Source organism: Alteromonas aestuariivivens (assembly GCF_003367475.1).
Taxonomy (GTDB): domain Bacteria; phylum Pseudomonadota; class Gammaproteobacteria; order Enterobacterales; family Alteromonadaceae; genus Alteromonas; species Alteromonas aestuariivivens.
Genome location: NZ_QRHA01000005.1, coordinates 178,783 through 205,380, shown reverse-complemented (window position 1 = coordinate 205,380; position 26,598 = coordinate 178,783). Strand labels below are relative to the sequence as shown.

The following is a 26,598-nucleotide window of genomic DNA, read 5'->3' as shown; positions in this document are numbered from 1 at the left end:
TGGGAAGGAGGTTATCACTGTCACGTCGGTGAGTTTTTTACGAATATTCACATTCTGTTTTCATTTATTTAATATTATATTACTAAATGCCAGCAGCTCGGTATTGAGTGTTCGTCTAAAGGCCCGGACGAACCCCGGACACCGCCTGCAAGAGTTCGGCAGTGTCCGGGTTAGATTAAGCGCTTTCCGTCTGGAGGTGAGTTTTACGATATTCGGCTGGAGTACAACCGTATTTTTTCTTGAATGCCCGGTAGAACGGGCTGAGTTCGGTGTAACCAATTTTTTCAGCAATATGGTTGATAACACAGTCCGGCTCACTAAGAAGTACAATCGCCTTCTGTAGGCGGAAATTTTTGATGTATTCTGCAGGTGACTGGTCCGCTATGGCTTTGAATTTACGGTAAAACGCACTTCGGCTCATGCCGATTTCGTTGGCGATGCTTTCAGCAGTAAAGTAGGCATCTTGATATTTTTCTTCAACCAGATACTGGAATTTATCAATGAATTTCTGTTCAGAAGGTTCAAGATGAGACTTGGTCTGAGGCAGTTTTTCAATCACCTTTTTCTTTGGTTGGGGATGAGCAAGCCCGCCTGAAACCACGCTGGCGAGCTTTCGCCGGTGGTCGAGATAGTTGTTGATCTTGTTAATCAGCAAGGGTATCGAGACGGGTTTGGTTAGGTAGTCAATCGCTCCCATTGCGAGCCCTTCCTGCTGATTTTCCCTGGACGCCAGCGACGTCTGGAGGATAACGGGGATGTGGCTGGTGGCCGGGTTGTCTTTGAGCCGTGAGCACAGTTCCAGGCCATCAATTCCGCCCGGCATCAACACATCGGAAATCACCACATCGGGTACATGCTGAACAGCCAACTGGTATCCCTCATCGCCGTTGAAGGCGGTAATGACGTTAAAGTACCCGGCCAGTTCAGCAGCAATAAAGTCGTTCAACTCGGGCTGGTCGTCAACCAGCAATACCAGGGTTTCATCGGTGCTGTCACTTTCGCCATTCTCAGTTTCAGCATGATCCGGATTCTGTATGGCAGTAAGATCAAAAACATCCATTTTACTCTCTGAGTCCGCCGGCATTAGCCCGGAAAAAACAAGTTCGAATCGGGTACCAATGGGTTTGTTATTTTTCTTACCGGTTGGGCTGATAACGCTGATTTTACCCTCATGCAGTTCTACCAGCTCTTTTACCAGAGCCAGCCCAACACCAAAACTGGAAAGGTTGGTCGACAGCTTTTTATTGCCGCTGTAGAAAGGGTCAAAAATCTGTTCCAGATTTTCTGCCGGGATGCCCATGCCCTGATCTTCCACCACTATCCTGGGCGGATTTAGCTGGGACATACTCTGTGTGACTACGGGTAGATAGGTAATGACTTTAACTTCAGTTCCTTCATCGGAATATTTCAGGGCATTGATCAGCAGATTGTCCAGGATCTTGCTGAACGTATCGGGATCAAAAAAGCAATAATACTGGTCCAGATTGCAGACCAGCCGAATGCGCTGGTGGCGGCTTGCCGCCAGATGCTCGAAGTGAGCAATGAGCATTTTCAGAAATGCCACCAGGTCTTTACGTTGGGGTTTGATGAGGTGTTTTCCGTGCCGGACCCGACGGTAATCCAGTAGCTGCTCAACCAGTTCGTAAAGCCGATTGGCATTATTGAGTGCGAGGGTAAGATCTTTGTGCGTAGTGGAATTTTCCGCTGCCAGTTTCACCTGTTTTTCAAGCGGCCCCATGATAAGCGTCAGGGGAGTACGAATTTCATGGGAAATATTGGTAAGAAAGCGCATCCTAGCTTTGGCAATCTTACGACTGGTTTGCAGTCGCTGCATTAATAGCAACGAGAACAGGCAGGCAATCAGAAGCGGTGTCAATATCATCAGCAGGGTAAACCAGCGTGTTTGATAAAATGGCGGAACTACCTCAAAATTTGCACTTGCTGGCGTGCTGTCAATATTTCCGTGGCCGTCCCGTGCCCGCACTTCAAGAAGGTATTCTCCTTCCTGCAGTCCGCGTAAAATCGTGGAATTGTCGGTGGAAAAAGGTGACCAGGGCTCCCGGTTTAAACGATAGGAGAATTCAAGCTGGTTGCTTAACGTCTGGGACCAGAGATCCATACCTTTCCATTCGACCAGTAATGGCCCGGCAGCATCGTTTTTATTCTCGATAGGCATCAGTCTGGTTTGAGGTGCGTCGTTGTCCGGCCATATCCGGGTAGTATGAAAATCATCCCCAGTGTCAAGCTGGCCACCAATTGCCCACCACTTACGGTCAAAGTGACCAACCCATATAGAGCCATCGCTGCTGTGATGCAGTGAGGTTGCCCGGCTTTCACCGTGCACATTGAGCGCAGTAAGATTTTGCCATTCATTGTGCCGGTACTGGGCGAGACCCTTGTCGGTCAACGCCAGTATTTCACCACTGTTTAAGCTGATCAAGTTGGCAATTTTTTTGGTGCCAAGCAGATTGTAGGTATCAATTTCGCGCCAGTTACCCTGGTCATAAATGTTGATACCGCCCCCCCAGCGTGCTACCCAGAAATGATCATCCCCCACTTTGAGCACATCGTCAGTCCAGGTGGTATTTTGGGTGGAGGGAATAGGAAAATCTTTGATTCCCAGAGCTGATAAATGCCTTAGCTGCAATCCACCAAGCACAAGGCTGCCGTCGTGCAGTGGAATTATCCGGGAAACTTTTGGATAGGAAATGGGCAGGTATTCATGAACGTAGCGGCCATTTATGCGGGTAAACCGAATGAGGTTTCTGGCATCAGGGAAAGTCTGGCTGGAGTAGTAGTTATTGCCAAAATAAAACCTTCCCTGATGGTCTTCCCTGGGGGACTGGTAATGGATGGATTCACCGAAATCCGGGAAGCTATGCGGGTGCCATTCGCCATTTTCGCGATAGCTGATTGCCGCAGTGTTGTTTGTAGAGCCGCTTACCCACAGAGTTCCGTTGGTGGCGCACATTACATTCAGAGGGCGCTCAATACCGCTTTCCTTGGGAAGGATCCTGTTCCATTGTTCAGAGGCTGGAGTGTTAACCCATACACTGTTGTCCCGCCCGATGAAGTGTAATCGGCCTTTTGCGTCTTCACACTGAAAGAGTTTGTTTGCATAGTGAACCGGCTGGTCGACCGGCAACGAGTACATTTGCACACCGATGGTTGGTTCTATGATAAGCAGGCGGTTATCCGCAGAGAGTCTCAACAGGTTTCCGTACATACTGTAACTTGTTGTGTGCAAGCTGGGATCGACCCGGTCCCACGTATCGCCACCATCAGTGCTGTATAAAATTTCACTGCCGGAAGTCATCAGCAATTCCTGCTCGCTTAATGCCAGCAGGCTGAAATTTATATTTCTTCCAACAACCTGGGGCAAGGTTATGGCTTGCCATTCTTTGCTGGTGGCAGAGAGCCTCAATGGAGCGGAATTGCTCAGGCTGTTGATCAGCCAGATATCACCACCCGGTGTTGTAACGAATTGGGAAATCCCCGGGATGGATTTGGTATGATCTGTAGGAAACAGCTCAGGCCACTGTTTTGTCTCCTGAAGCACACCGTTTTGATACCGATAGCGGATAACCGAGCCCGTTTGTTCTTCGGCCAACCAGATACGGTCGCTATTATCAACCAGCAGGTTTGTCAGTCGGCTATGGTTAATCGCAAAACGTTGAATCTGACGGCCGGACAATCTGACCACCTCCCGTTCAGCGGAAAACCACACTGAGCCGTCCGAGGCCTGCTGAGGGTGCAGAATCTGGTGCGTATATTTTGACGGGAACAGAGTGAGATCATCTGAAATGGGTTGCCACTTGCCATCGCTGAAATACCAAATGCCTCTAAGACCAATGGCGTATCCTGCATCACTGTTTACCCAGTGAATGGCCCGGATTTCACCCATTGGGGCGTTGCCATCAGACTGCGAAATCGGGGTAAGGGTTAATCCATCGAAGGTGGCTAAACCATTGGTAGTGGCAATCCACAAGGTTCCCCATTCATCAAATACTGCATTTCGGATATTTTGATTGTTCATACCTTCAACGTCATGCCAGCGATACCCGCTGCTAAACAGGCTGGGTAACAGCGAGGAACTGCTGGCACCCGCGCTGGAAGAAATGTAAAGCAGGCAGGCTAGCAGGAGAAATAAGGTATTTTTTGGCACAACAGGTACAACATATTTTTTAAGCCATTCTAACAAATTGTTCACCGATGAAAAGGGAAGTGTTTGCTTATTTGTGTCATAAGACTGGCAATGTCGGACCCGTATTCGATTGTCATGCATTGTTCATCACCCTTTAGACGCTTGCAATAATTGGGGCTGAATGAGGATTTCGCTGTGGTAAAAAAGGCTTCCAACCGCAGATTTCCGCACTGTCTTTTTGTCCCCACGGTACTGACAAAGCATCTTTTTTTGTCCCGGCATGAGCCTTTTTGTTAACTGTCGGTTAAGAATTGCTCACTGATCAACCCTTTAAGGTAATAAAATAATACAATTATTAGCGGAATATTAATACTATCTTGTTTGGTGACGATGGTGTTGGTTTAAGTGTTTGTTAATTATAGTAAAAAATTTAATCTGAGAAGGGAGTAGGCAACATTTTTAAGGCTTTAGCGACGAGGAAATCTTGTGCGGCGGGAAAAAATGTTAGTAATTTAAAGATATTTGGTCAGTGAATGTTTACATAATGTAACTAGGATGGCGGTTGACTCAAAAGTAAATGGGAAAACCGAATGTTCAAGATAAAATCCCTTACGAAGCAGATTCGACATCACTTGTTTTTGTCTGCAGCGCTGGTTCCCTTGTGTGGAATTGCCAGTGCGCAGGAAGCTGAGAAAAAAGCCGACGAAGAAGAAGACGTCGTTGAGGTGATCAGTGTACGGGGTGTGCGAAGCTCATTACGCGATGCGGCTTTTTTAAAGAAGAACGCCGACCAGATCCTTGACGCCATTTCTGCCGAAGATATTGGCCAACTGCCAGACAACAACATCGCCGAAGCGTTGCAACGGGTTACCGGCGTTCAAATCAACCGCGATGAAACCGGGCAGGGCTCCGGCTTTCAGGTTCGTGGCCTCACTCAAAACCGGGTGGAAATCAATGGCCAAGATATGGGCAGCAGCTCCGATTCCCGTTCTAATAGCTTTAATGCGGTGGATTCGTCACTGTTTTCCCGAATTGAAGTTATCAAGTCTCCCACCGCAGATATGGTAGAAGGTGCCTCAGGCGCTACGGTACGGTTGCATACTTTCAAGCCCCTCGATTTCAAGAAAACTACGGTGAACCTGTCTGGTCAGGGCACCCGTGACGACCTGGCTGAGGACAACGGGCACAAGTTTTCCCTGATGGGTACCAGCAAATTTGACCTGGACAGTTGGGGTGAGATTGGATTTTTGATCAACACTTCGGCTGAAACCAGCTACCGGGACTCCCACAGCTATTTCAGCAACTGGGCTCCAATGATCGAAAACCAAATTGCGCACAGCCCGCAAGCTGCCGGAAAGACTATTTTTCGGCCGGACAATATTTTTATCGATCAGAAGCCTTTTCAGGACGATCGGATGTCGTTCGACAGCGCCATTCAGTGGCGACCCAATTCCGATCTGGAATTCAGTGTCAGTGCTATACGCATGGAACTGGACAGAGCTAACACCAAGCAGGGCATAAATTTCAGAACCAACTCTGACAAGAATTATTTTCTGGACCGTGATCTGGACGGCACTGTTATCGATGAGAGCCCCAGCATTCTGACTGGCTGGTCACGTAACCCTGTGGATAATGAGCTGATTGTGATCAACCCGGATGAGGTGGCTGCAGGAGCGGCGCCAGAATATGCACCTTACAACGGAATGTTGGATCGCTATTTTGTCCAGACCGGTACCGTCACGCCGGTGGGCAACCTTTATAACCCTCCGGTTTCGGTCGGTTTTGACAGCAATGAAGACAGCGAAGTGCAGGAATCCTTCCAGTTTGGTATGGAATATCAGATCACCGACAACCTGCTTATGAACGCCGTGTATGCGTTTGCCAGTTCGGAGAGGGAAGCTGAGCGCTATTCCATGAATATGGGGGCGGGCGTCATACAGCAAAGGGTTGATGAGGAAATCCTCAATCAGGAAGAAGCCAGCGTAAACCTGTCCAGTGTTAATGTGTACTATGATTACGCCAGCCCGGGCGATTTGCCTACTGTTGGTGTGGTCGTCGACGACGGTAGCGTTGAAGCGATGAAAAACGCTTTGCTCAATCCGGATATCTATACTGTCACTGGATTAGGCGGCAACCGTGAATACCATCAGAACAAGAAAGACTCTCTGGCTTTGGATTTTGATTACTTTGTCGATGGTGATTTTCTTACCAAAGTAGAGTTCGGCGCCCGATTGGCGAACAACAATGTCAACCGCAGACGCAATGAACTGGAATACAACTCCCCCAATAGCTTTTCAATTACCTCCGACAACTGGCGTGCATATGACCAGGACCTGACAACCGAAACCATGCTTGGGGGCAATATTGGCTGGAGCAATCCAACCATAGCCTGGACTGACCAGGTGTTTGAGGAACATTACGGCGTTAACAACTACCTGTCCAGATTCCTTAACCCGGTAACCAACACGTTTGCAGGAAACGGTGGTGAAACACTGCCAGGCTGGCTTGGCAGCACCATGAGCCACAATGATTTGGCCCAGTTTATTGGTGATATGTTTCCGGGGCGCTCAGGTGGCAACTGTACTTTGTATGACAAAGATAACCAGCGCATCTGTACAGATAGAATGGAATATCCTGTTGGTGATGAAACACCTGAAAACTGGCGGGAATATAACTACCTACTGGATATTCCTGCGGCTACCTACCTGGCTGATCAGGATTACCCTTATCTAATCGAAGAAACGACCAAGGCCATTTACTTCAAAGCCAATTTCGAGAACGTTATTTTTGATCTGCCGTTTTCAGGCAACATTGGTGTGCGTTACGTCGAAACTGAGGTGTCGTCATTGGGTATGAATAAAACCCGCATAGTGGATGAGGACACTTGGCGCCCTCTGGATGATTTCGATACCCGAAATGCCACCAACTATACGCCGGTAAGTTACGAGGGGTCTTACGCAAACGTATTGCCATCATTCAACTTCAACCTGTTACTGACTGAGAACATGTTCCTGCGTTTTGCTTATTCCAAAACCATGACCCGGCCCAACCCGGTTGATTTGAGCCCCACATTCAGTGTTCCCACTTTCGGTTTCAGTGGCAACCGCGGTAATCCGCAGCTTAAGCCTGAAAAGGCGTCGAACTATGATCTCTCCTGGGAGTGGTATCAAAGCGACGTAAACCAGTTCAGTGCAGCGATTTACTACAAGGAGCTGAAAGATTTCCTGACCGACTCCTTTACCAACTACATCTCACCAACTGACCGAAATCTAAACGGGTTGTTCGATGATCCGGTTACCATCCGCCAGCCGGTGAACGGTGATGAGGGGAGCGTTCAGGGGGTTGAACTGGCAGCGACACATACGTTTGAGTACCTGCCGGGCTTCCTGAGTGGTTTCGGTGTGCAAACCAACTATACCTTTACCGACAGCAGCCAGGCTGCAGGTTACAACGAGTTGGATGGCAGTGTTTTGCCAATCAAGGACTTATCAGAAAACAGTGCCAACCTGATCCTGTTCTACGACAAATACGGCTTTAACTTCCGCGCCGCGTATAACTATAGGGACGAGTCCTTCGTATCCCTGAGTTCTGCCGGCCCCGAACCCATTCTTTATGAGTCGTTTACCGACGTTACCGGTGCGACCGATTATCGCCAGAAAAGCGTGTCGGTACCGGTATGGAATGATGAATTTGCCACTCTCGACCTTTCAATGAGTTATCGCTTTAACGGCGTAACCGTGTTTCTGCAGGCAACGAATGTGTTGGACGAACCCCGACGTTCTTACGTGGGTGATGTAGACAACACCAAACACTTGTTGCGTCAGCTCAATCAAACCGGACCTTATTACACTCTGGGCATCAGAGCCCGTTTCGATTAATCAGGTCGCGCTACAGAATATCGGGAATGCATAAAATGAAAATAAACGAACACAAAACACTGCTGGCTTTTACCTCCATGGGTATCTTTTGCTCCATGTTGATGGGCTGTGATACGGAATTAGATCAAGCTGGTATTGTGACCGGCACCAACACCAATATTCAGCCAATCATCTATCAGGACGGTTACGGCTTTATACGAAAAGCCCGTGAGGGTGAAAACGGTATTGAGTACTACTATCAGCGTTCCGACGTTGACGCGGATTTTCAGACCAAAATGCGCAGTGGTGGTATCTACGGGATGAGTGAAGATGCCAAAGTCCCTGTATCGATTGTCAGTGTAATGGATATCTCCGGTACCGTGTATGACCCAAGGGTTGCAAAGAGTATTGAACAGACACTGGATAGCTGTGACGCCAGAAATGACAATACCGCCGCGGCCAATTTGACGGCCCAGAATAACTGGCAGGCCGAGAAAGAAGACGCCGAGAAAAATGGTCGCCCGGTACCAGCCCAGCCGGAAGATGCGCCGCTGGAACCCTGTGATGACGAAGCCTACATTTATGAGCTGATGAGTTTTACGCCGGTACCACTGGAAGACGCCATCGATGTGACCAGTGAAGGTCTGTTCAAGTATGAACTGGACAAGACCCTCGACGTGGATTTGCAGCAGTACTTCGGTATGGAAGCTGCGCTGACAGCCGAACCGGGCACGCTGACTTATTTTACCAACATTACCCCTACCTTTGATTTGACCGATGACCACTGGGAGAAGGCCTATCAGGCGGTGCTGCAGGTTGGTAACCATACCGATGAATTTATTGTTAATACTGGCGTGAGAGACGGCCAGCTGGATCTGAAAACCAATTTTTTGACCAGCAAACGTAATCTGAAGCCGGGCCGCTATTTCGATATGGCACCTATTACATTTGGTGGCTACAACACCAATGCGCCGGTGGTGATCACCAAAGGCGATTACCAGGACTTTGACATTCTGTACGCCATCAATACCACCGACGATGAGGACTACCAGTCTTACATCCCAGGCGAGACATCGTTGACGGTTCGTGAAGGGCAGAAACTCTACCTGAGAATTCAAAGCAAAGACGGTGAAGATACAGCTCTTTATTATGATAAAGAGCTGGAAATACACGTAACAGTAGGTGAGCAGGGTACTGAACAACTGTTTGACAGTGCTGTGGTTCACACCCAGCCAATCGATTATCTTCCCGGTCCTGAGCTGGCCTGGGACTACCCGGTATCCAACTCTGCAACGCTGAAAAATACGGTGCTGCTGCGCGGTTCGGTAGAAATTACTCAGGATCAACTCGATTTCAGCAACAACGGAAAGGTGGATGACGCGACCATTCCCGATGAGTACCAGGTAGAGAAAATTGAAGTGTATTCGATTGATCCGATTACCGGTAATGAGGTGCTTGTTGCGGTTCTTGACCAAACGCAGTTTGAACTTGATGCCGAAGCATCGGAAATGGTGACTTCTGCGATCAGCGAAGAACTGGTTAAGCGCAATGTTTATCAATGGCAGTTCGAAGCACCATTGAACGCCGGCGAGAACGAGTTTCTGGTCAAAGCTTATTCCAACCTCAAGCGCGGTGAAACCCAGGTGGCCGAAAGTGAGCCATCGGTTACCGAAATTTTGCGTGTTGAAGACAACATTGATGTGTTCCCGTCACACATGACTACATCGGTGCTGGAGCACATTGCGGATTTGACCTGGGACCCCCGTGACAATGCACTGTTCCTGTTGGATCGCAGTAGCAATAACGATGACATAACGGGCAATCAGGCGCCCGGTATCATCTGGCGTTACCCACTGTCCGGAAAAGACAAGCCGGTGTGTCTAACGCTGCCCTGGTCCTGGCAGGATGCCGGTGTGAACGGTATCCAGTTCAACCATGCAATACCAGAAATTGGCGGGGTAGTGGTGAGCAGTTCGCCGGGTAACCTGGCCTACTATTCTGACGATGACTTGGATGGCGACGTTAGCTATTCCAACAAAGGCCAGTTCCAGACCAACTGGGAAGGCACCAAGCAGCCTGGTCACATGGCGTATACCGCTAATGGTCAGACGTTCTTTATGAGTTCGAAATCCAACTTCAACCAGCAGAAAGAGTATCAGGCGATTGTGGGCATGAAGACGCCCAAAATTGAAGACTTTGTTTTCAAGGGGTTTGGTAGCGGCATTGGTGTGGTTGCTAAAGAAACCTCTGCCGCAGAAGATGCTCAGAACCTGAATAATAATGCCGTCAGTCTTGATATCCTGAGTGTCCCCAACACCGATCCGGCTTCCGAAGCTCAGTATGAAGAGTACGTACTGGTTCTGGACGGAAAGGATAACACTACGATGGGCAACAACGGGCTGACCAACCTGCGGAAGATGCCGGTCTCAGAAAGTTATTCTCCTGAAACATCCCATTCCATCGTCAATCTGGTTGATGAGTTTGGTGATGCAGTGAAGCTCTACCAGGCAGATGCCATTGCCGTCTCCAGCGAACGCAGAAAGGCATACGTCGCGGATAACCAAAATAAGCTTATCTATGAGATTGATCTCAGCGAAATCGCGACGTCCGATACCTTGGTTGCCAAAGTCGTGGCTAGCCCGGCACAGGAAAATCAACCGCCAATCGGAGACGTTAAGTCGATGGTGATAGAGGGCGGGATGGATTACATGATCATCTCCGATATTGCCAATAAACCCGGATATAGCGCGCTACTGGCGTTCGATTTAGAGACCTATGACATGGCCTATATCATCAAGACCAACAATCAGATAGTGGGCGACCCTGAACTGAGTCATTGCGACCAGTAATCAGCGTTCAGGTCTCACTTTATTAGAAGAATAAATCACTGGAGTCGATCATGATTTCGAAGCATCCAAGATTAAGCCCAATCGCCACAGCATTGTCTGCATTACTTCTTACTGCGTGCGGTGGGGGCGATACTGACACCCCCAGTAACGATCGCAGTGGCGAACCAAACCCGTTAACTTTTACCGAAGCGGGCACAAGCGTTGAACTGAGCTACACCACCGCAGCCCAACTGATTGCGGAAAATAACGAATTTAACGGCGAAGCACTGACGGTTGCGTTTAAGCCGGACAACCCGGTAATAAGCGGGCTGGATGATTTCCAGACCCATCACTTTACGCTGACGGCACCGCAATCCATTCAGGCTCCGGACCCGGATAAATGTCCGGCCGATCCGGATTACCTGATAGACACTCCGTACAAAAACAGTCTGGTGTACGCCAACGTGAATCCTACGGCGCCCAATTCCGGGCATGCGAGCGGCGATCCGGTCACTTCCGTTCTGAATGGCGATGAGTTTTCCCTGAACTTTGCTATTCCCGGCGGTTTTTATGATATGACCTTTGAAGCCGGTCTTACCTTTGCAGGCCAAACGTACAATTTCCAGGTGGTCACGCCACCTGCAGGTGATACCTTGCGTGACGATACACTGGAATTCGACCGCAGTGAAATTCTCTCCAAAGACGGCAGTGAAGTGATTGCGGTTGCAGACGGCCAAACCATCAGCTTTGTCTCTACCATGCCCATTCGCGGACTGAGTAATCAGTTTAAGTCCGACTTTGAGCTGGTTTCCGATCAGGACACTTACATCGTAGAAAATGATGATGGCAGCACGGAAGTTCGCCCGGTTGCCACCATCGAAGTGTTCAGTCACAGCAAGATGACCAAGAACGATCTTCAGCCCTATAGCCAGTGCGCTCAGAATGGTGACTACCTGCGGATTAACTTTAACTTGCCTGATTACGTGTTCGACCAAACTTACCGTGCGCAGATTGCCTGGCCGTACGAAGAAGTGGTTTATGACATGATTCAGCAACAGGATGATGACGGTAATCCGGTTTGGGATGAGCAGGGCAACGCGGTCATGATCCCAAGGCGTGATGAGCGCAACATTCCTGTTGTGCTAAGCCGCCAGACAAAAACGCAGATAATTCCATTTGAGGTCACAACCGAAGCGCGGGATACCGAGTTTGACGCCATCGATGGGGCAATCTTCAGCGAAGACCCGCGCAATTCAGGCGCCAAAATCAGTACTGAAGAAAAGGTCGAGGAGCTGGTTTACTCTGTTAATCTGCAGGGCTACAACGAAAAACTGCCAGTTTCGGTGGGTGCGAAGATGCTCGATCCGGAAACCGGCGAACAGGTTCCAGTCACAGGCCAGGTGCTCTATTCCATCGATGGACGCTTTTTTACCGACGAGCCCGAAGCGCTGATTGAGCCAGGTCAAACCCTGCAAATCAAGGTTCTGATGCCCTCTGATTATGTTACGTCAATATGGCCTTCTTTTACGGTAGGCGATCAGAGCTTTGAGTGGCAGGTAAAAACCAAGGCGGATCCCGAGCTGCCGGTGTTGGAAGCCAACATCGAATTCCCTGCGCCGGTTTCAGCTACCGCATCCAATACGCTTATTCTGAGGGGGCGGGCGAACCTGAATACAGGGAATGATGGTCTTAGCAATGATCAACTTCTGGTTAACGGTAACGCCGTAGACAGCTACGATCCCGAGACAGGGATTTGGACCTACGAAGCGGATATTGGTAATTATGGTGCAGGAGAACAGATCGAGTTTGTTCTGACGTCTGCTGTAGACAGCACCATTACTCCGTTTGACTTGATCAATCTGCGCCCGGTCAAAGTTCAGGTTGAGAAGCTGGAGTCGAAGAATACGTTGTTCCCGGATGATGCAGGCGCATTCAGTGACCTGGTTGACGTTGCCGTGGATGGACGTGGTGGTTTCCCAATTTTCTACCTGGCCGAATACACCGGTAAGCAGGTTACTGAATTGGTTATGGGCTCTTCCATTGACAAAATGGCGACACCTCTGGCGCTGTACGGCAGCACTGAGCTGCAAAAGAAAATAGGTGGGATCACCATAAACAACTATCGTCCGGTAACCGACGGTAATTATTTGATACGCCATGCCTGGGATGGCCCGCATTTGAGAGTATCCGATCTCAAGAACTATCCGAACCTGTCCGTTATGGCGACCCCGGATGCGTACTTGCAAGGCCTGGGAAATACCATTTGGAGTGCCCGACAAACGGCCATGTCAGAGGATGGCAATACAGTGTACGTTACCGGGAACGATGGCCTCGGCCGTATTACCATGAACTACAACCTTGCAGGAAGCCCAATTCAGAACAATGACTCCACTACCCATCGTAAGTGGATTTCACGCAAGACATTCGGTAACACCACCAACTTTGGCGGTACAGTCTCCGTTGACTTGCTATACGTCGGCGAAGGTGAGGCGCGGACCGAGTACATTGTCACTCTGGTACAAAGCAATGACGCCAGTAAAGCCCGTGTATACGCGACCACCAAAAAGGACGTTTACGACGAAAACGTTCCTATGACCCAACTGAACCTGGTGGACAGCTCCGGTAACCCTGTAGAACTGCCGGACAGCCTCTCGATTGCGATCGACGATGAAACACAGGCGGCGTTCATCAGCTTTGGTGCTCAGATAGCGAAATTGGATCTGTCCAACTTACCGTCAATTGTTGAAGCCAGCCCACAGGGGGGAATGGCGATTCAGACCACCGAAACCCAGGTAATGACCTTGTCTTCCTCTGAAAACACCATTGGCCGCCTGAGCGCAGTGGTAATGGAAGGCGGATTGCCCTATCTGGTGGCCACCGATATGACCGAGAGTGCGCTCTACGCGATAGACCATCTTACCGGTGAAGTGGTGTATCTACTGCAGGCTGCCAACAAGTAATGGCCGCCCTACGGACAAATATAAATAGAATTGAGGTCAGAACATGACTTTTACTAAAAAGACTTTAACTTTATGCACACTCCTTGCTTTGTCAGCCTGTGGCGGAAGTGATGATCCCAAAGAGCGTCAGCAGGACTGCAGTGGTGCTGACTGTCAGGCTGCTCCAAACGTTGCGCCAACGGTAAGTGTTACGGCGCCGCTGGCAGGTTCTGTGTTCGCTATAGGCGAGCCCATCCAAATCGATTCGGTGGTGGCCGACAGCGATGGTGATATTGCCAAAGTCAGTTATTACTGGAACGATTCACTGATTGGTGAAGAGACGTCGGCACCGTTTCAGACTGCGCCGGTTTATGTGCCGGTAAATGCGTCGTTGGGAACCAATACGATCACAGTGGTGGTTATGGACGATGAGGGCGCAGAAACCCAGACCAGCCTGCTGGTTGAGGTTACTGAACCGAACAAGCCGCCCACTATCGCGCTGGTGATGCCGGATGCCCAGACACCACTGGTACAGGGCGAAACGGTAGATTTTGCCGTGCATGCCATGGACAAGGATGGCCAGATTTCGTCGGTGGATTATTACTTTGACGGCCAAATGGCCGCTCAGTCCACAACAGGTCCTGATTTTAGTGTATCCATTGAACTGCCTGAAGCCGGTGAGCGACGCCTGAAAATCGTGGCCACCGACGATTTGGGCGAGACCCATGTCGTCGAAATGATGATGACCGTTGCCGAGGATCATGGTGCCTGGTTGTTCAGCCCGGACAAGCTGTACTTCAAGTCTACCGCTCCTTACGACCAGTTGACGGTTTACTGGCACGACAGAAGCGTCAATGAGGATGGGTTCATTGTAGAGTCGAGTCTTGATGGCAGTTCCGACTGGCAGCAAATCGGCCAGGCTGTTGCAGATGAAACCATGGCAGTGATTGCCGAGTTTGATCGTCAGCAAACCCAGTACATTCGTGTTCGTGCCACCCGCGGGGAGTTTGTTTCTGAGGACGCTGAAACACTGCGCATTGTGGGTACGGCCGATACGCTGGAAGTGTATCCTGAGGTGGCGGATATCAGTTCTGGCCGCACTATGACAGTAGCCAAAGACGTTTATGACGACGACGGTAATCTGGTCAACCGGAACATTACGTTCCCCATTATGCAATATCAAACGCCCATTGACCCGTCACAGGGGCAGGCGACCCGGGTTTCAACCTATTTCAAGGTGGAAGTTCTTTCTGATGAAGGGGAAGTGCTGAGTTCGCCGGTGTATGAAACACGGCCTCAGATTCGTAATTTCCTTGCTCAAAATGATGTGAGGCATACCAAGAAAGACAACGGCCTGCCCGGGCATCGTCCTTATCAGTATGCTTATTACGGGCCCCAGGAAGGGGTGAGCGGCAGTTCTTTGCACAGTAAACACTGGACCAACTTTGATGCCGCAGAAGACGTGACAGTCAGAGTAACTCTTGATCCGGCGCATGGCGTTGTCGACATGGGAGATCTGGAAATCCACCCGGCTCCTCTGGGCATTACGGCCGTGGACGAGCAAACGTTTGATGTCCGCTTGCCCGGAGCAACAGATTACACCCGTCACTACCGAATAGCCGTGAACCGTAAAGCCTGGTCTGAGTCTCCGCTAACCGAATACCGAGGCAGCACTACCATTGAAGCGCCACTGTTTGTATTCGTAAACCCAATGCATGTTGCTCCGGCTTCCGCACCTGAAGGCGAAATTCGCGAGTTTAACGACGGTGAGCTGGTGGTTTATGGCCCAGGCATTCATTTACCGGATCCGAACTATCAGTTCCTGGGTGACCAACCCGGGCTGATTCCAGAGGAAGATGGAGGGATACAGGGCAATGCGACTGCGCGCGAATTGTACGTTCCCGGCGATGCTTATTTGCATTACGGTTTTCTTTTTTACAATAACAGTTACCCGGTCAAAGTTTGGGGCCGTGGCATATACAGCGATGAAATGTTCAATCTGTATACTGACGACGAAGGTGACGAATACGGTTATGTATGGAGTGACCGTGCGCGAAGCCAGTGGTCTCACCTGGATTCCATCGAAGGTAACCCTTGGGGCTTAACCCATGCATGGGAAACCCACGTTTGGTTTAAAGGCAAGTACAGTGCCCAACCCAGTGTGTTCCAGGGGCTGACCAATATTGGTGGGCGCATGGGCATTGTGGTTGATGGGGCGAACTCGAAAATCGTTAACCACAAAGATGTGGGGTATGGCGGCAGTACCTATCAGACCTTTGGCTCCAGAGCCCATTATGTGGGTAACCTTCTGACCAACGATGATGACATCACGTATGCGCATGAAGACTACCTGATGGAATACAACACCAGTTACAACATGCATAACGGGCCGAGCTTCCAGTTTGGCTGGGGTTCGTTCAACATACCGGATATCACTGCAACGGTAACCAATCACACAGTGTGGTCATCCGACAGACGTAACGCAGCCGAGGGCAAGTACGGCGACAATCATGGTGTATTTAACTCACGGTTTGACGTTGAAGGCCTTACAAACCACTCGGGTGGTGTGTTTGAAGATTTTGATTTTTATGGTCGCGAGTCGCTGATTTTCAATATCAATATTGAACAAAGTGACAGTATTTCAACACCGGACAAAATCGCAGTATTTGGTGATAAAACCTTCCGCAACTTCACCATTCGGGAGGCATCTTATGTCAAGGAGCGTTTGTTAACCCAGCAGGGCATGTCTGATGGCCGGGCTGCATACATTCGTTTCATACATTTTGACAACCTTGTTATCGAAGATCAGGCCATTAATGACATTGACATGTTCGGGCAGTATTTCGATTACAACGAAGGTTTGGTCTTACCCACGCTAACATTGTTCTCCATGCCTGAGTCAGTGACAGCACCGGAATCCAGTTCAGCACCCATTGGCCAGTATATTGCCATGCAGGCATCGAACGGTGCCTACGTGCATTCCGATGAGAGTGTACCAGTAGGGCTGAGCCCGGCAATGGCCAATGGTACAGCTGAAGATCCGGGTTTTATTGTGACTGATGCGGGCGACGGTTTCATTGCATTGCGGGATGCCAGTGGTTATTACCTGAAAGTGGATGCCGGGCGCTACGGTTATCTTCATGCAGAACCCGACAGCCGTCGCGGTGACGAAGACGACAAGGACATTACCGAGAATGCCAAGTTTATCTGGGTGGACAACGGTGATGGCACAGTATCTCTTTACTCCAAGGCGACTGGCTTGTTTGTGCGCATTGAAATGTCAGCTACGGCAGAGGCTCCACTGTATGCCGCGAGCAGTCAGGTTTCCGATGCTGAGAAGTTTGTTGTGACGGAACATACGGGAGACGTCCCTGTGTTTGAGAGCCCGCTGTTAACTGAAGTGGATGTACAAATTGAAGCCGAAACCTTTGTGGATGCCAATATTGCGAAAGTTGCCGGTGGCGGCGCCCAGGTTGGTTTCATCAAGAGCGGTGCCTGGGTAACGTACGATGTGAATCTGCCAAATTCACTGTCTGATGCCGTACTGAAAATGTCTCTGGTTGGTGGCAGTGTCAAGCAGGGGACAATTGTAGATGTCTACGCCGATGGTATGTTTGTTGGAATGATTGAAGTGCCTTTGGCTGGCCCGCAGACGGTGACGACTGAATTGTTCACGCAAAATATCGGGGAAATTGCGCAATTGACATTCAACTTCTCGCACCCAACGGATACTGGCTTCCTGATGGATTTCGACTGGTTCACGCTGAATTACTCGGTGCCCAAGCTCACAATGTTCGATATGGAAGTGGAAGCCGAAAACTACGATGCCAACAGCGGTGCCCGTGTAGCCAGTGGAACCAAGGTGGGTTACATCAAACACAACACCTGGGTTTCTTACGACCTTAACCTGCCGGCTTCTGAGATTAATACTCAGATAGAACTGGATTTGGTTGCCAATGTGAAGGCGGACTCGGTGATTAATGTGTATGCCGATGACGTACTTGTGGGTGAACTTACGGTAGCCATGGCCGGTGAGCAGACATTATCAGGCTCTCTGATGACGGCAGGCATTGGGCCTGTCGGCACACTGACACTGGAATTTACCCATCCAACAGATACCGGTTTCCTGATGGATTTGGATAAATTCCGTCTCAGCTATGGTGTGCTGCCGGTTGAAATGGTGTCACTCAGTGTTGAAGCCGAGGAGTATGCAGCTAACTCTGGTGCCAGGGCAGCCGGTGATGGTCTGGGGTACGTTAAAAACGGAACCTGGGTCAGTTATGACCTCAATCTGTCGGCGCTGGCAACGAACGCGACTTTGAGTTTTAACCTAACTGGCAACGTTAAGGCCGATGCTGAAATTGAAGTGCTGGCAGACGGTGTGAGTGTAGGTAAGGCGAAAACTGCCATCACAGGGGCGCAAACGTTGTCAACCACACTAAGTACCTATGGTAAGCCTGTTGGAACTTTGACACTCGCATTTGCTCATGCCACTGATACCGGCTTCCTGCTTGATGTTGACAACTTTACACTGGAGTATGGTGTGACGCCCAGCATTGATGCAGGGTTAATAGTTGAAGCTGAGGATTATGTGGCGAATGACGGTGCAAGGGCATCAGGTGGAGGTACCAAGCTTGGGTACATCAAAGATTCAACCTCTGTAACCTACGATGTTAATCTGAATAACCTGGCCGGAGATCTGGAAGTTGTGCTGGCGCTGGTCAGTAACGTCAAGGCTGAGTCGGTGATTACCTTCTATGCAGATGGCGTTTACGTGGGCGAAGGTCAGGTGGTTACCGGAGGTGAACAACAGTTGGCGGTGACCTTAAGTACCGCAGCCCTGCAACAGATTGATCAGCTGACACTGGAATTCAGCCATCCGACGGATACCGGTTTTCTGATGGACATTGACTGGTTTGAGATCAAGTATCTGATAGGCTTGTAGCCGGGATTGGAAAAGCCTAAACATGAAGCCAGCGCACAAGCGCTGGCTTTTTTTTGCCCTCTGTTCCGGTGACGTATTCAGCCCCGCGAAGGATGCACAGAGCAGCCTGAGTGTTTGTTTCGGAGAGAGCTCTCCTGTGCCGGATACAAACCAGCAGGCACAAAAAAGCCGCGTTCACAGTTGTGTTGCGGCTTATTTTAGTGGGGGCTGGTGCTTGCTATAACGGTTTGGGGGCTCCAGCGAACAGGCGCACCTTGTTCAGCTTAAGGGGACTGGTGCTGGTTTCAGGTTTGTAAACCAGAAACACGTCCTGGGTTGCTTCTGCTTCTCGGAGGAAAGTATCAACCAATCCGTTTCTTTCTGTTACCCTTTTTTGCGTGAGGGTAATTGTGCCGGCGAGGTAGCCGTCGGGTTTACCAAGCCTGACTTCGAGTTTTCCGCTCACTTCCTCAGGGTTGGCGATGAGCGTGTCAAGGTAGTAATAACCGCTACCCATATTGACGTTTTCAAAACGGGCGATCCCATTTTCATCAAACTGAGCGTCACCCAGAATGATGTCATAAGGTTGAGTGACATTGACAGGTTCAGGGCCCGAAAGGGTTTGTTGCACCGGGATCACATTGCCGCTTTTGTCATAGGTTATCTCATCCACGCTAACTGAGCGTTGGGTCCAGTTTCCGCGTTCGCTGAACTGATCCTGGCGCCAGGAAGATAGTGCCGAAGTATGGTAGAAAAGGTAGTCTTTACCGTGAAATTCCACTACACCACCATGATTGGATTGGGTTAAACGCCATGGTACATAGGGTTTGCCTGGGTAGGTGATATCTGCCTGAACACCGAAGCCCAGTTCGTAGTTGAGGGTTCCGCCAAAAGCAAGTGGCCCCATTGGGCTGTTGCCGATTGAATAGGCGAGTTCTGATTTTTGGCGTGTAGGGTCATCCGGGTTGGTTTCAGAAACCTTCCCATCGTATTTGGTGTGGTAGTTGAAATAGTACTTTCCGTCTTTTTTGTGCATCCATGGGGCTTCCATGAATTTGCCCTGGAATCGGTTGTCATCACCAATTTCAATTTGCTGCCTTGGCTCGGCGAGTTCCATCATGTTGTCCTTTAATCGGGCAACCCATTTCTGGCCCCAGTACAGGTACACCTGATCGTCGTCATCAATAAAAATCGACGGATCAATGCCTGGCGTTCCCTCAATATGCTCATTCAAAACCTTAAAGGGTTTGTTGAGATCATCGGTTACTGCAACGCCGATGTAAGAGGTAACTTTAAGCCGCCCATTCACCTTCGGTTCGCCACGATGGCGTATGTGAATGGGGTAGTACAGGTAGTATTTACCGTCCCGGTAAATCATATCCGGTGCCCATAATGCCCAGTCGAGCTGGTCTGGATTTTCGTTTTCAACGACGTCGGTGATATTAAATTTCTTACCGTGATCTTGCCATTCAAGCATATTGGCAGAACTGAAGGTATGGTAACTGTGCATAGTGGAGTAACCGCCACCTGCATCCAGGTCCACCGACGTAACCATCCATACCCGGCCGTCGGGCATTACATGAGGGGACGCATCTGCAGTGTACATATGCTTTATAACCGGGTTGCCGAATGGATAAGGCTCCGAGTTGACGTTTGGTTTTGATATTGCAGTACCACAACCGGCTGCAAGAGCGATTGCTAGCGTCAGACGAGATACATTCATGGGATCCTCGTTTTGTTGTCTTTAGCGTGAATACCCAATATAAAATCAGCCTGAGTGGTGCAGTATGACTTCGTGTGCCGGTTAGACTGTCTATTTGGCTCTATTAAGAATATTTTACAAATTCAGTGGAGAATGAGACAAATTGCCAGTTGAAAAAGGCAATTTGTCAGCGTTTTGAGGGAGTAAAAATGACAAAGCCCGGAAATCTCCGGGCTTTGTGTAAAGCGATAAATGCGTTACTTGCGGAATCTGCGAATGGCCAGCAGGACCAATCCAAACGCTCCAAGCATACCTGGCTCAGGTACGGATACGGTGACGTCACCAAACTCAACGGAGTTATCACAGTTCTGTTTGTCACAGTCGTTGATAAACACCAGGTACTTGTATGCGCCGCTGACAAAGTCGTTTAGCGATATGGAAAAGGACTGCCAGGTACCCATTTCCGTAGTGTCATACTGAAAGGTTCTGTCTCCCCAGTCCTGGCTTCCACCGAGATTGAAGGCAAACCGGGCATCGTCACCATCAATGCTGACAATGTTACTGTCATTGGCGAGCATAAAACCTGCAATTTCAGGCAGTGCGTTCATGATTCTGACGGAAAAATTCAGAACGTAATCGGTTCCTGAGTCCAAATCGAGAATTTCCAGGCCAAACAGATCTTCGAAACTCACGTATGTCCAGGCATTTTGGTTGAGCAGCAGAATGCCGTTGCTCAAGTCCGTGTAAACTTCGTAGCTGCCGCCATTCTGGCCAGAAACAGGTACTATGCTGCCAGCATGATATAAATCATTCAAGTCTGATGTGTAAATGTAGTCTGCAACCGCATGCTGACTCAAAATCAAAAAGCTTAGCGCTACCAAAAAACGTTTCATTGATGTTACCCGCTTAGTCACTCTGATAAATTGGCTGGGAATCGTTCCATCCTGCCGGCTATCTCTTCTTTTGCATTTGCCGTGCCATTATGCATCATATTGAAGTGTAAGAAAATTTTTTTCTGTCTGCGCCGCTGGTGTAAATAAAGCTGACAGTTGAACCGCACCGGCATTGCCATTTCGCGCATCAGAGAATAAGGTGGCCTGTTATTGCTGTTACAGGAGCTTTCGTCATCGCGGCATTATTGTTACCTATTCACTGTTATGATGAGTCGGGCGTTATCAAACCACCTGGCTGGTTGTATGTTCTAATGCTGTTGTGCTGTATGGATTGGCTGATAGTGGTTTTTGCACTGGCGGTACCCCGGCAAACCGAACATTTGCTGAGTGTGTTTTTTGCGGGTAAGTGGCTGATGTTCTCAAAGCTGGCCGCAAGCCTGCCGTGTTTACTGGCAATGATACTCATCAGTCAGCGGCAGCGGTTATGGCATCACGGTTATTATGGATGGCGAATTGCCGTGCTTCCGCTACTGACGCTGGGCTGCGTCATTGCAACAGCAATGCTGGTCATACAGTTGTTGGCTTCCCACTGGCAGTTTGAATGGTTTCTTGCGCTTGGTCTGCTGATGTATCCGGTTTTTCTCGCGGTGTTGTGGCGTAGCTTTCATCTGAGACTGATGATAGCAGACTGGTCAAAAGAGAACTTTGACATTCGCTGATATTTCAGCCGCCAGCGGGCGGCTGACTTCAATACCTATTGCGCGTGCTGGGTCAGCGCATGATCAAAGTAGGCTTTAACACTGACCTGGCTGTCATTGACCAGCCTTTCGTAGCAGATACCCGCGAACGCATAGGAGCGGTCACCCACTTCGAGTAACACGTAGGGGGCCTTGGGATTGGATTGGTCATACCGCCAGTTTCCGCCTGCGAGCCTGCGAAAAGTTTCACCTATGTAGGCACCAAAGATATTGCAGAGGGTGAATACAGCCTGGTCTTCCAGTGCTTTGTCGTGGTACCTGTCCACAAAGCTCAGTAAGGCATCGTCCACCAGTTCGATACTTTGGGGTGAATAATCCAGTGTAAGCTGAAATTCTTCCTGGGCCGTTTTAATGGCATCCATCGCACATTCAGCCATTAGTTGTTCTAATTCTTGTTGTTGCATTGAATTCTCCTTCTTGGGCTATTGTGCTTGGTTTGAATGCTGATGTCTAATTCGTACCGGTCAGCCGGTTTATTATGCTGGCTGCGGCAAATAGCCCGAAGGTGGCCGTAACCGTCACCGAGGCGCCAAAGCCGCCCGCACAATCCAGCCTGGTGCCGCCTTCAAGGGCCGATTTATTAAAACATACCGAGCCATCCGGTTGAGGGTATCGGAGTTGTTCAGTGGAGTAGATACATTCGACACCGAAACGTCGCTTGGGATTTTTGCTGAAGCCGTAATTACGGCGAAGTTCGCTGCGCAGTTTGGCCGCCAGCGGGTCCTGAATGGTCCTGGACAGGTCCCCTTTGGTAATTTGCGAGGGGTCTATCTGCCCACCGGCTCCACCTACAGTTACAACGGGAATTTTGGCGCGCTTGCAATGGAAGATTATCGCAGCCTTGGCCCGGATGCTGTCGGTGGCTTCAATGACTGCATCAAAGTTCTGGTTGAGCAGTTCACTGACATTATCGGCAGTGACGAAATCTTCCGTTGCCACTACCTGGCAATCCGGATTGATTGCCAGAATCCGTTCACGCATCACGGCCACTTTGGCGTTGCCGATGGTGTGGGTGAGGGCATGGATCTGACGGTTGGTGTTAGACACACACACGTCGTCGAGGTCAAACAAAGTGATCGTGCCAACACCGGAACGGGCTAGTGCTTCTGCGCTCCAGGAGCCCACACCACCAATGCCAATCACCGCAACATGGGCTTTGCTGAGTATTTCCATAGCCGGCTGCCCGTAAAGGCGACGGGTGCCGTCAAATCGTTGTTTTTCGCTCATCAAGGTTAGCTCTGATTACTGCATAGCCCATTCAAGCCGGGCTGGAAAGCTGGCTTTGCAACCAGCAAAGCCAAATGTGCTATTGTAGCGAAACTTAAGGGCTGTATGAACGGAATTATTGTGCAGGCGGTAACTGAGTATGATTTCACCGTGGTGGGTGCCGGGATTGTGGGCGTGGCCGTGGTACGGGAGTTGGCCCGGCGTTTTCCAGCGGCCCATATTCTGCTGGTGGACAAGGAAGAGGCAGTTGCCCTGCATCAGTCCGGCCGAAACTCCGGCGTGATCCATGCCGGTGTCTACTATGAGCCCGATAGCCTCAAAGCCCGTTTATGCCGTCGGGGGCTCGAAGATACCCTTGAGCTTTGTCGAAGATATTCAATCCCTTATCAGCAGTGTGGAAAAATAGTGGTGGCCACTAACGCTTCCGAGAGCACCAGGCTCGATATTCTGGAGCAACGAAGTCAGCTAAATCGCCTGAGTCCTCAGCGACTCAGTAAACGCCGTTTAAATGAACTTGAACCCAATATCCGAGGTGAGGAGGGATTATGGATAAAGCAATCCGGGATCACCGATTATGCGGCAGTAACCCGATGTTTGCTTCAACTGGCCCGGGAAAACAATAAAACGGATACCAGGTTCACTCACAGGGTAACCGCAATTCAGGAGCAGGGTGATGGGATGGTGTTGAAGCTTCAAGGGCCGCAAGGTGAACACAAATGCAAAAGCGGATACCTGGTATCCTGTGCAGGAGCACACTCAGATGAACTGCTTCGCCTGCAGGGCCTGAACTCCGATATCCGTATAGTACCTTTTAAAGGGGAGTATTTTCGATTAAGCAGAGAATTTAACACTATCAGTGAGCGCCTGATTTACCCGGTGCCAGACCCGCAAATGCCATTTTTAGGTGTGCATCTGACCCGGATGGTAGGCGGTTACACCACCGTTGGCCCGAATGCAGCCCTGGCTTGGGGCAGGGAGGCTTACGAAGGTTTTCGTGTCGGGAATGGGGAATGGCTGGAGAATCTGTCATTTCGTGGATTATGGCGCTGCCTGTGGCACTACCGGGGGGCGATTTGCAGGGAGGCATTGTCGAGTCTGAGCAGGCACTATTATGCTTCTCTGGTCAGACAGTACTGCCCGGCTATCCGGGCACACCATTTCCGGCCTTATCGGCCGGGGATACGCGCCCAGGCCGTTAGCGGAAACGGTGAACTGGTACAGGATTTTAAATTTGTCGAAACCCGCTACAGTCTGCATGTGCTTAATGCTCCATCGCCGGCAGCGACATCTGCCATACCGATAGCCAGGGAAATCGTCGCACGAATTTCGGGCAAGCCAAAAAGCATGCAATGAAATCGAACGAAGGGTCCGATTTCTTGTTTTCCCGTCTGGCGCGTAATTGTGCTTCAATAAGAAATATTATTCAGTCAGGAGCAAAGTCATGGGATTATTGGTTGACGGAAAATGGCAGGACAAATGGTACGATACCCGTTCAAATGACGGTAAGTTCAAACGTGAGTCGGCGCGTTTTCGAAACTGGATTGAAGACAAACCACAGGCGCGTTTCACTCCGCAGTCGGGCCGTTATCATCTTTACGTATCACTGGCCTGCCCATGGGCCCACCGTACGCTGATATTCCGTAAACTCAAGCAGCTCGAACAACATATCCCTGTGTCCGTTGTAAGCCCAAAAATGCTTCATCATGGCTGGACGTTTGAACAATACCCGGAGGCCACCGGCGACAGGCTATACGGGGCTGACTTTATGCATGAGCTGTATACCAGGGTGGACCCGGATATTACCAGCCGGGTCACAGTGCCGGTACTTTGGGATACGCTCGAGCAAACCATTGTCAGCAATGAGTCGGCGGACATCATCCGCATGTTCAATAGCGCATTTAATATGCTCACCGGCGACGGTCAGGATTTTTATCCTGTAGAGCTGAGAACGGAAATTGATACCGTCAACGAGTTTGTGTATCACAACATCAATAATGGCGTTTACAAGGCAGGTTTTGCTACTACTCAGGAAGCCTACGAAGAAGCTGTTACCGCACTGTTTGATGCACTGGATAACGTTGAGCGGCGCCTCACCAACCAGCGTTATCTTGTTGGGGATACACTTACCGAAGCGGACTGGAGAATGTTCACAACCCTGATCCGTTTCGATGCCGTTTACCACGGGCATTTCAAATGCAATTTGCGTCGCATTGCAGACTATCCGGCAATTTGGGGTTATGTCAGAGAGTTATATCAGTACCCTGGCGTGGCATCGACGGTAAATTTTGATCACATCAAAGTGCATTACTACTACAGTCATACCATGATTAACCCTACCCAGGTTGTTCCGAAAGGGCCCCTGCTGGATTTGGATGCACCACACGGGAGAGAATCCTATGTCTGAGTACCGCATCATCCATTCTGTGCATCGGGGCCGAGCCACGCAGGATGGCGCTGGCGTATCCCTGACTCGTTTGATTGGCCAGCCTTCGCTGCCAAGGCTGGACCCTTTTCTGATGCTGGATTTTTTTGGTTCGGATAAGCCCAACGATTATCTGGCCGGATTTCCTTCCCATCCTCACAGGGGGTTCCAGACAGTTACCTACATGCTTGCGGGGAAAATGCGTCATCGTGATTCGGTGGGTAACGAGGGGGTAATTGAAGCTGGTGGGATACAGTGGATGAATGCCGGTCGTGGTATCATCCATGAGGAAATGCCAGAGCAGCAGGAAGGTTTGCTGCAAGGGTTTCAATTGTGGGTTAATCTTCCCGCGCAGCAGAAAATGTCAGCTCCCGGATATCAGGACATTCCGGCAAGCCGTGTGCCCGAGGTAAAAGTAGGGGAGCACATCCGCGTAAAAGTGCTGGCGGGAGAATTTCAGGGTACCAAAGGTCCTGTTGAGACCACTTCGGTTAAACCCTTGTTCTTTGATATTGCCGGTGAGCGGCCTCAATCTGAATTAAATATTCCTCTGAGCAGCCAGCATAATGCGTTTGTATATTGTTATGCCGGGGCAGTTGAAGTTGGAGGGCAGACATTGTCTGGCGGCCAGCTTGCAGTGCTGGGAGCGGGAAATGCAGTAAATTTGAACTTTACAGCCGCCGGGAAGCTGATCCTCGTTGCCGGTCAGCCCATTGGTGAGCCTGTGGTGCAATATGGCCCCTTTGTCATGAACACCGAACAGGAAATACACCAGGCTATTGTTGATTACCAGTCGGGAAAGCTGACTGGTTAACATAATTTCAACACTTAACCGGTAAAATTGGTTCTTTATCAAAGGCTTTTTAGATCATTATGCATCTTTTGGTATTAATCTTGGCATAAG

Annotated in this window: 13 protein-coding genes; 8 read left to right on the top strand and 5 right to left on the bottom strand. The window is 49.8% G+C overall.

Annotation, left to right across the window (positions count from 1 at the left end):
* Window positions 1-175 precede the first annotated feature (175 nt).
* Complete coding sequence (locus tag DXV75_RS08375) at window positions 176-4,165, bottom strand: helix-turn-helix domain-containing protein (RefSeq protein WP_181898387.1); 3,990 nt, start codon at window positions 4,163-4,165, stop codon at window positions 176-178.
* A 569-nt stretch (window positions 4,166-4,734) separates the two neighbouring features.
* Between DXV75_RS08375 and DXV75_RS08370 the strand changes: the two genes are divergently transcribed.
* Genes DXV75_RS08370 through DXV75_RS08355 form a run of 4 tightly spaced genes read left to right on the top strand, consistent with a single transcriptional unit; the run spans window position 4,735 to window position 18,713 of the window.
* A complete protein-coding gene (locus tag DXV75_RS08370) occupies window positions 4,735-8,022 on the top strand; it encodes a TonB-dependent receptor (protein ID WP_115592954.1) in 3,288 nt (1,095 codons plus the stop codon).
* A gap of 35 nt (window positions 8,023-8,057) precedes the next feature.
* Complete coding sequence (locus tag DXV75_RS08365) at window positions 8,058-10,850, top strand: hypothetical protein (RefSeq protein ID WP_147291811.1); 2,793 nt, start codon at window positions 8,058-8,060, stop codon at window positions 10,848-10,850.
* Between the two features lie 50 nt (window positions 10,851-10,900).
* Window positions 10,901-13,789: a hypothetical protein gene (locus DXV75_RS08360; protein WP_115592952.1), complete on the top strand. Its 2,889-nt coding sequence runs from the start codon at window positions 10,901-10,903 to the stop codon at window positions 13,787-13,789.
* A 43-nt stretch (window positions 13,790-13,832) separates the two neighbouring features.
* Complete coding sequence (locus DXV75_RS08355; protein ID WP_115592951.1) at window positions 13,833-18,713, top strand: Ig-like domain-containing protein; 4,881 nt, start codon at window positions 13,833-13,835, stop codon at window positions 18,711-18,713.
* 217 nt (window positions 18,714-18,930) lie between these two features.
* On the opposite strand, the gene DXV75_RS08350 is transcribed toward DXV75_RS08355, so the two are convergent.
* The gene (locus tag DXV75_RS08350) at window positions 18,931-20,415 is read right to left on the bottom strand and encodes a family 43 glycosylhydrolase (protein ID WP_115592950.1); all 1,485 of its coding nucleotides are present in this window, start codon (window positions 20,413-20,415) and stop codon (window positions 18,931-18,933) included.
* Between the two features lie 236 nt (window positions 20,416-20,651).
* Complete coding sequence (locus tag DXV75_RS08345) at window positions 20,652-21,287, bottom strand: PEP-CTERM sorting domain-containing protein (RefSeq protein ID WP_115592949.1); 636 nt, start codon at window positions 21,285-21,287, stop codon at window positions 20,652-20,654.
* Window positions 21,288-21,532: 245 nt separating this feature from the next.
* On the opposite strand from DXV75_RS08345, the gene DXV75_RS08340 reads away from it, so the two are divergent.
* Complete coding sequence (locus tag DXV75_RS08340) at window positions 21,533-22,006, top strand: DUF2919 family protein (RefSeq protein ID WP_181898386.1); 474 nt, start codon at window positions 21,533-21,535, stop codon at window positions 22,004-22,006.
* Window positions 22,007-22,041: 35 nt separating this feature from the next.
* Here the strand turns inward: DXV75_RS08340 and DXV75_RS08335 are convergent, their stop codons facing one another.
* Window positions 22,042-22,449, bottom strand: a complete 408-nt coding sequence (locus DXV75_RS08335; protein WP_115592947.1) for a hypothetical protein — start codon at window positions 22,447-22,449, stop codon at window positions 22,042-22,044.
* Window positions 22,450-22,495: 46 nt separating this feature from the next.
* Window positions 22,496-23,272, bottom strand: coding sequence for a tRNA cyclic N6-threonylcarbamoyladenosine(37) synthase TcdA (gene tcdA / locus DXV75_RS08330; protein ID WP_115592946.1), 777 nt, complete (start codon window positions 23,270-23,272; stop codon window positions 22,496-22,498).
* A gap of 105 nt (window positions 23,273-23,377) precedes the next feature.
* On the opposite strand from tcdA, the gene lhgO reads away from it, so the two are divergent.
* The 3 genes from lhgO (at window position 23,378) to DXV75_RS08315 (ending at window position 26,508) form a co-directional block, all read left to right on the top strand.
* A complete protein-coding gene (gene lhgO / locus DXV75_RS08325) occupies window positions 23,378-24,625 on the top strand; it encodes an L-2-hydroxyglutarate oxidase (protein ID WP_115592945.1) in 1,248 nt (415 codons plus the stop codon).
* Between the two features lie 88 nt (window positions 24,626-24,713).
* On the top strand, window positions 24,714-25,676 hold the full coding sequence (locus tag DXV75_RS08320; RefSeq protein ID WP_115592944.1) for a glutathione S-transferase family protein: 963 nt from the start codon (window positions 24,714-24,716) through the stop codon (window positions 25,674-25,676).
* Complete coding sequence (locus tag DXV75_RS08315) at window positions 25,669-26,508, top strand: pirin family protein (protein ID WP_115592943.1); 840 nt, start codon at window positions 25,669-25,671, stop codon at window positions 26,506-26,508. The genes DXV75_RS08320 and DXV75_RS08315 overlap by 8 nt, the downstream gene beginning before the upstream one ends.
* Window positions 26,509-26,598: the final 90 nt, after the last annotated feature.

Excerpts from the sequence above, each read along its gene's own strand:
- DXV75_RS08370 (WP_115592954.1), top strand. The coding sequence starts at position 4,735 with ATGTTCAAGATAAAATCCCTTACGAAGCAGATTCGACATCACTTGTTT.
- DXV75_RS08365 (WP_147291811.1), top strand. The coding sequence starts at position 8,058 with ATGAAAATAAACGAACACAAAACACTGCTGGCTTTTACCTCCATGGGT.
- DXV75_RS08360 (WP_115592952.1), top strand. The coding sequence starts at position 10,901 with ATGATTTCGAAGCATCCAAGATTAAGCCCAATCGCCACAGCATTGTCT.
- DXV75_RS08355 (WP_115592951.1), top strand. The coding sequence starts at position 13,833 with ATGACTTTTACTAAAAAGACTTTAACTTTATGCACACTCCTTGCTTTG.
- DXV75_RS08350 (WP_115592950.1), bottom strand. The coding sequence starts at position 20,415 with ATGAATGTATCTCGTCTGACGCTAGCAATCGCTCTTGCAGCCGGTTGT.
- DXV75_RS08345 (WP_115592949.1), bottom strand. The coding sequence starts at position 21,287 with ATGAAACGTTTTTTGGTAGCGCTAAGCTTTTTGATTTTGAGTCAGCAT.
- DXV75_RS08335 (WP_115592947.1), bottom strand. The coding sequence starts at position 22,449 with ATGCAACAACAAGAATTAGAACAACTAATGGCTGAATGTGCGATGGAT.
- tcdA (WP_115592946.1), bottom strand. The coding sequence starts at position 23,272 with ATGAGCGAAAAACAACGATTTGACGGCACCCGTCGCCTTTACGGGCAG.
- lhgO (WP_115592945.1), top strand. The coding sequence starts at position 23,378 with ATGAACGGAATTATTGTGCAGGCGGTAACTGAGTATGATTTCACCGTG.
- DXV75_RS08320 (WP_115592944.1), top strand. The coding sequence starts at position 24,714 with ATGGGATTATTGGTTGACGGAAAATGGCAGGACAAATGGTACGATACC.
- DXV75_RS08315 (WP_115592943.1), top strand. The coding sequence starts at position 25,669 with ATGTCTGAGTACCGCATCATCCATTCTGTGCATCGGGGCCGAGCCACG.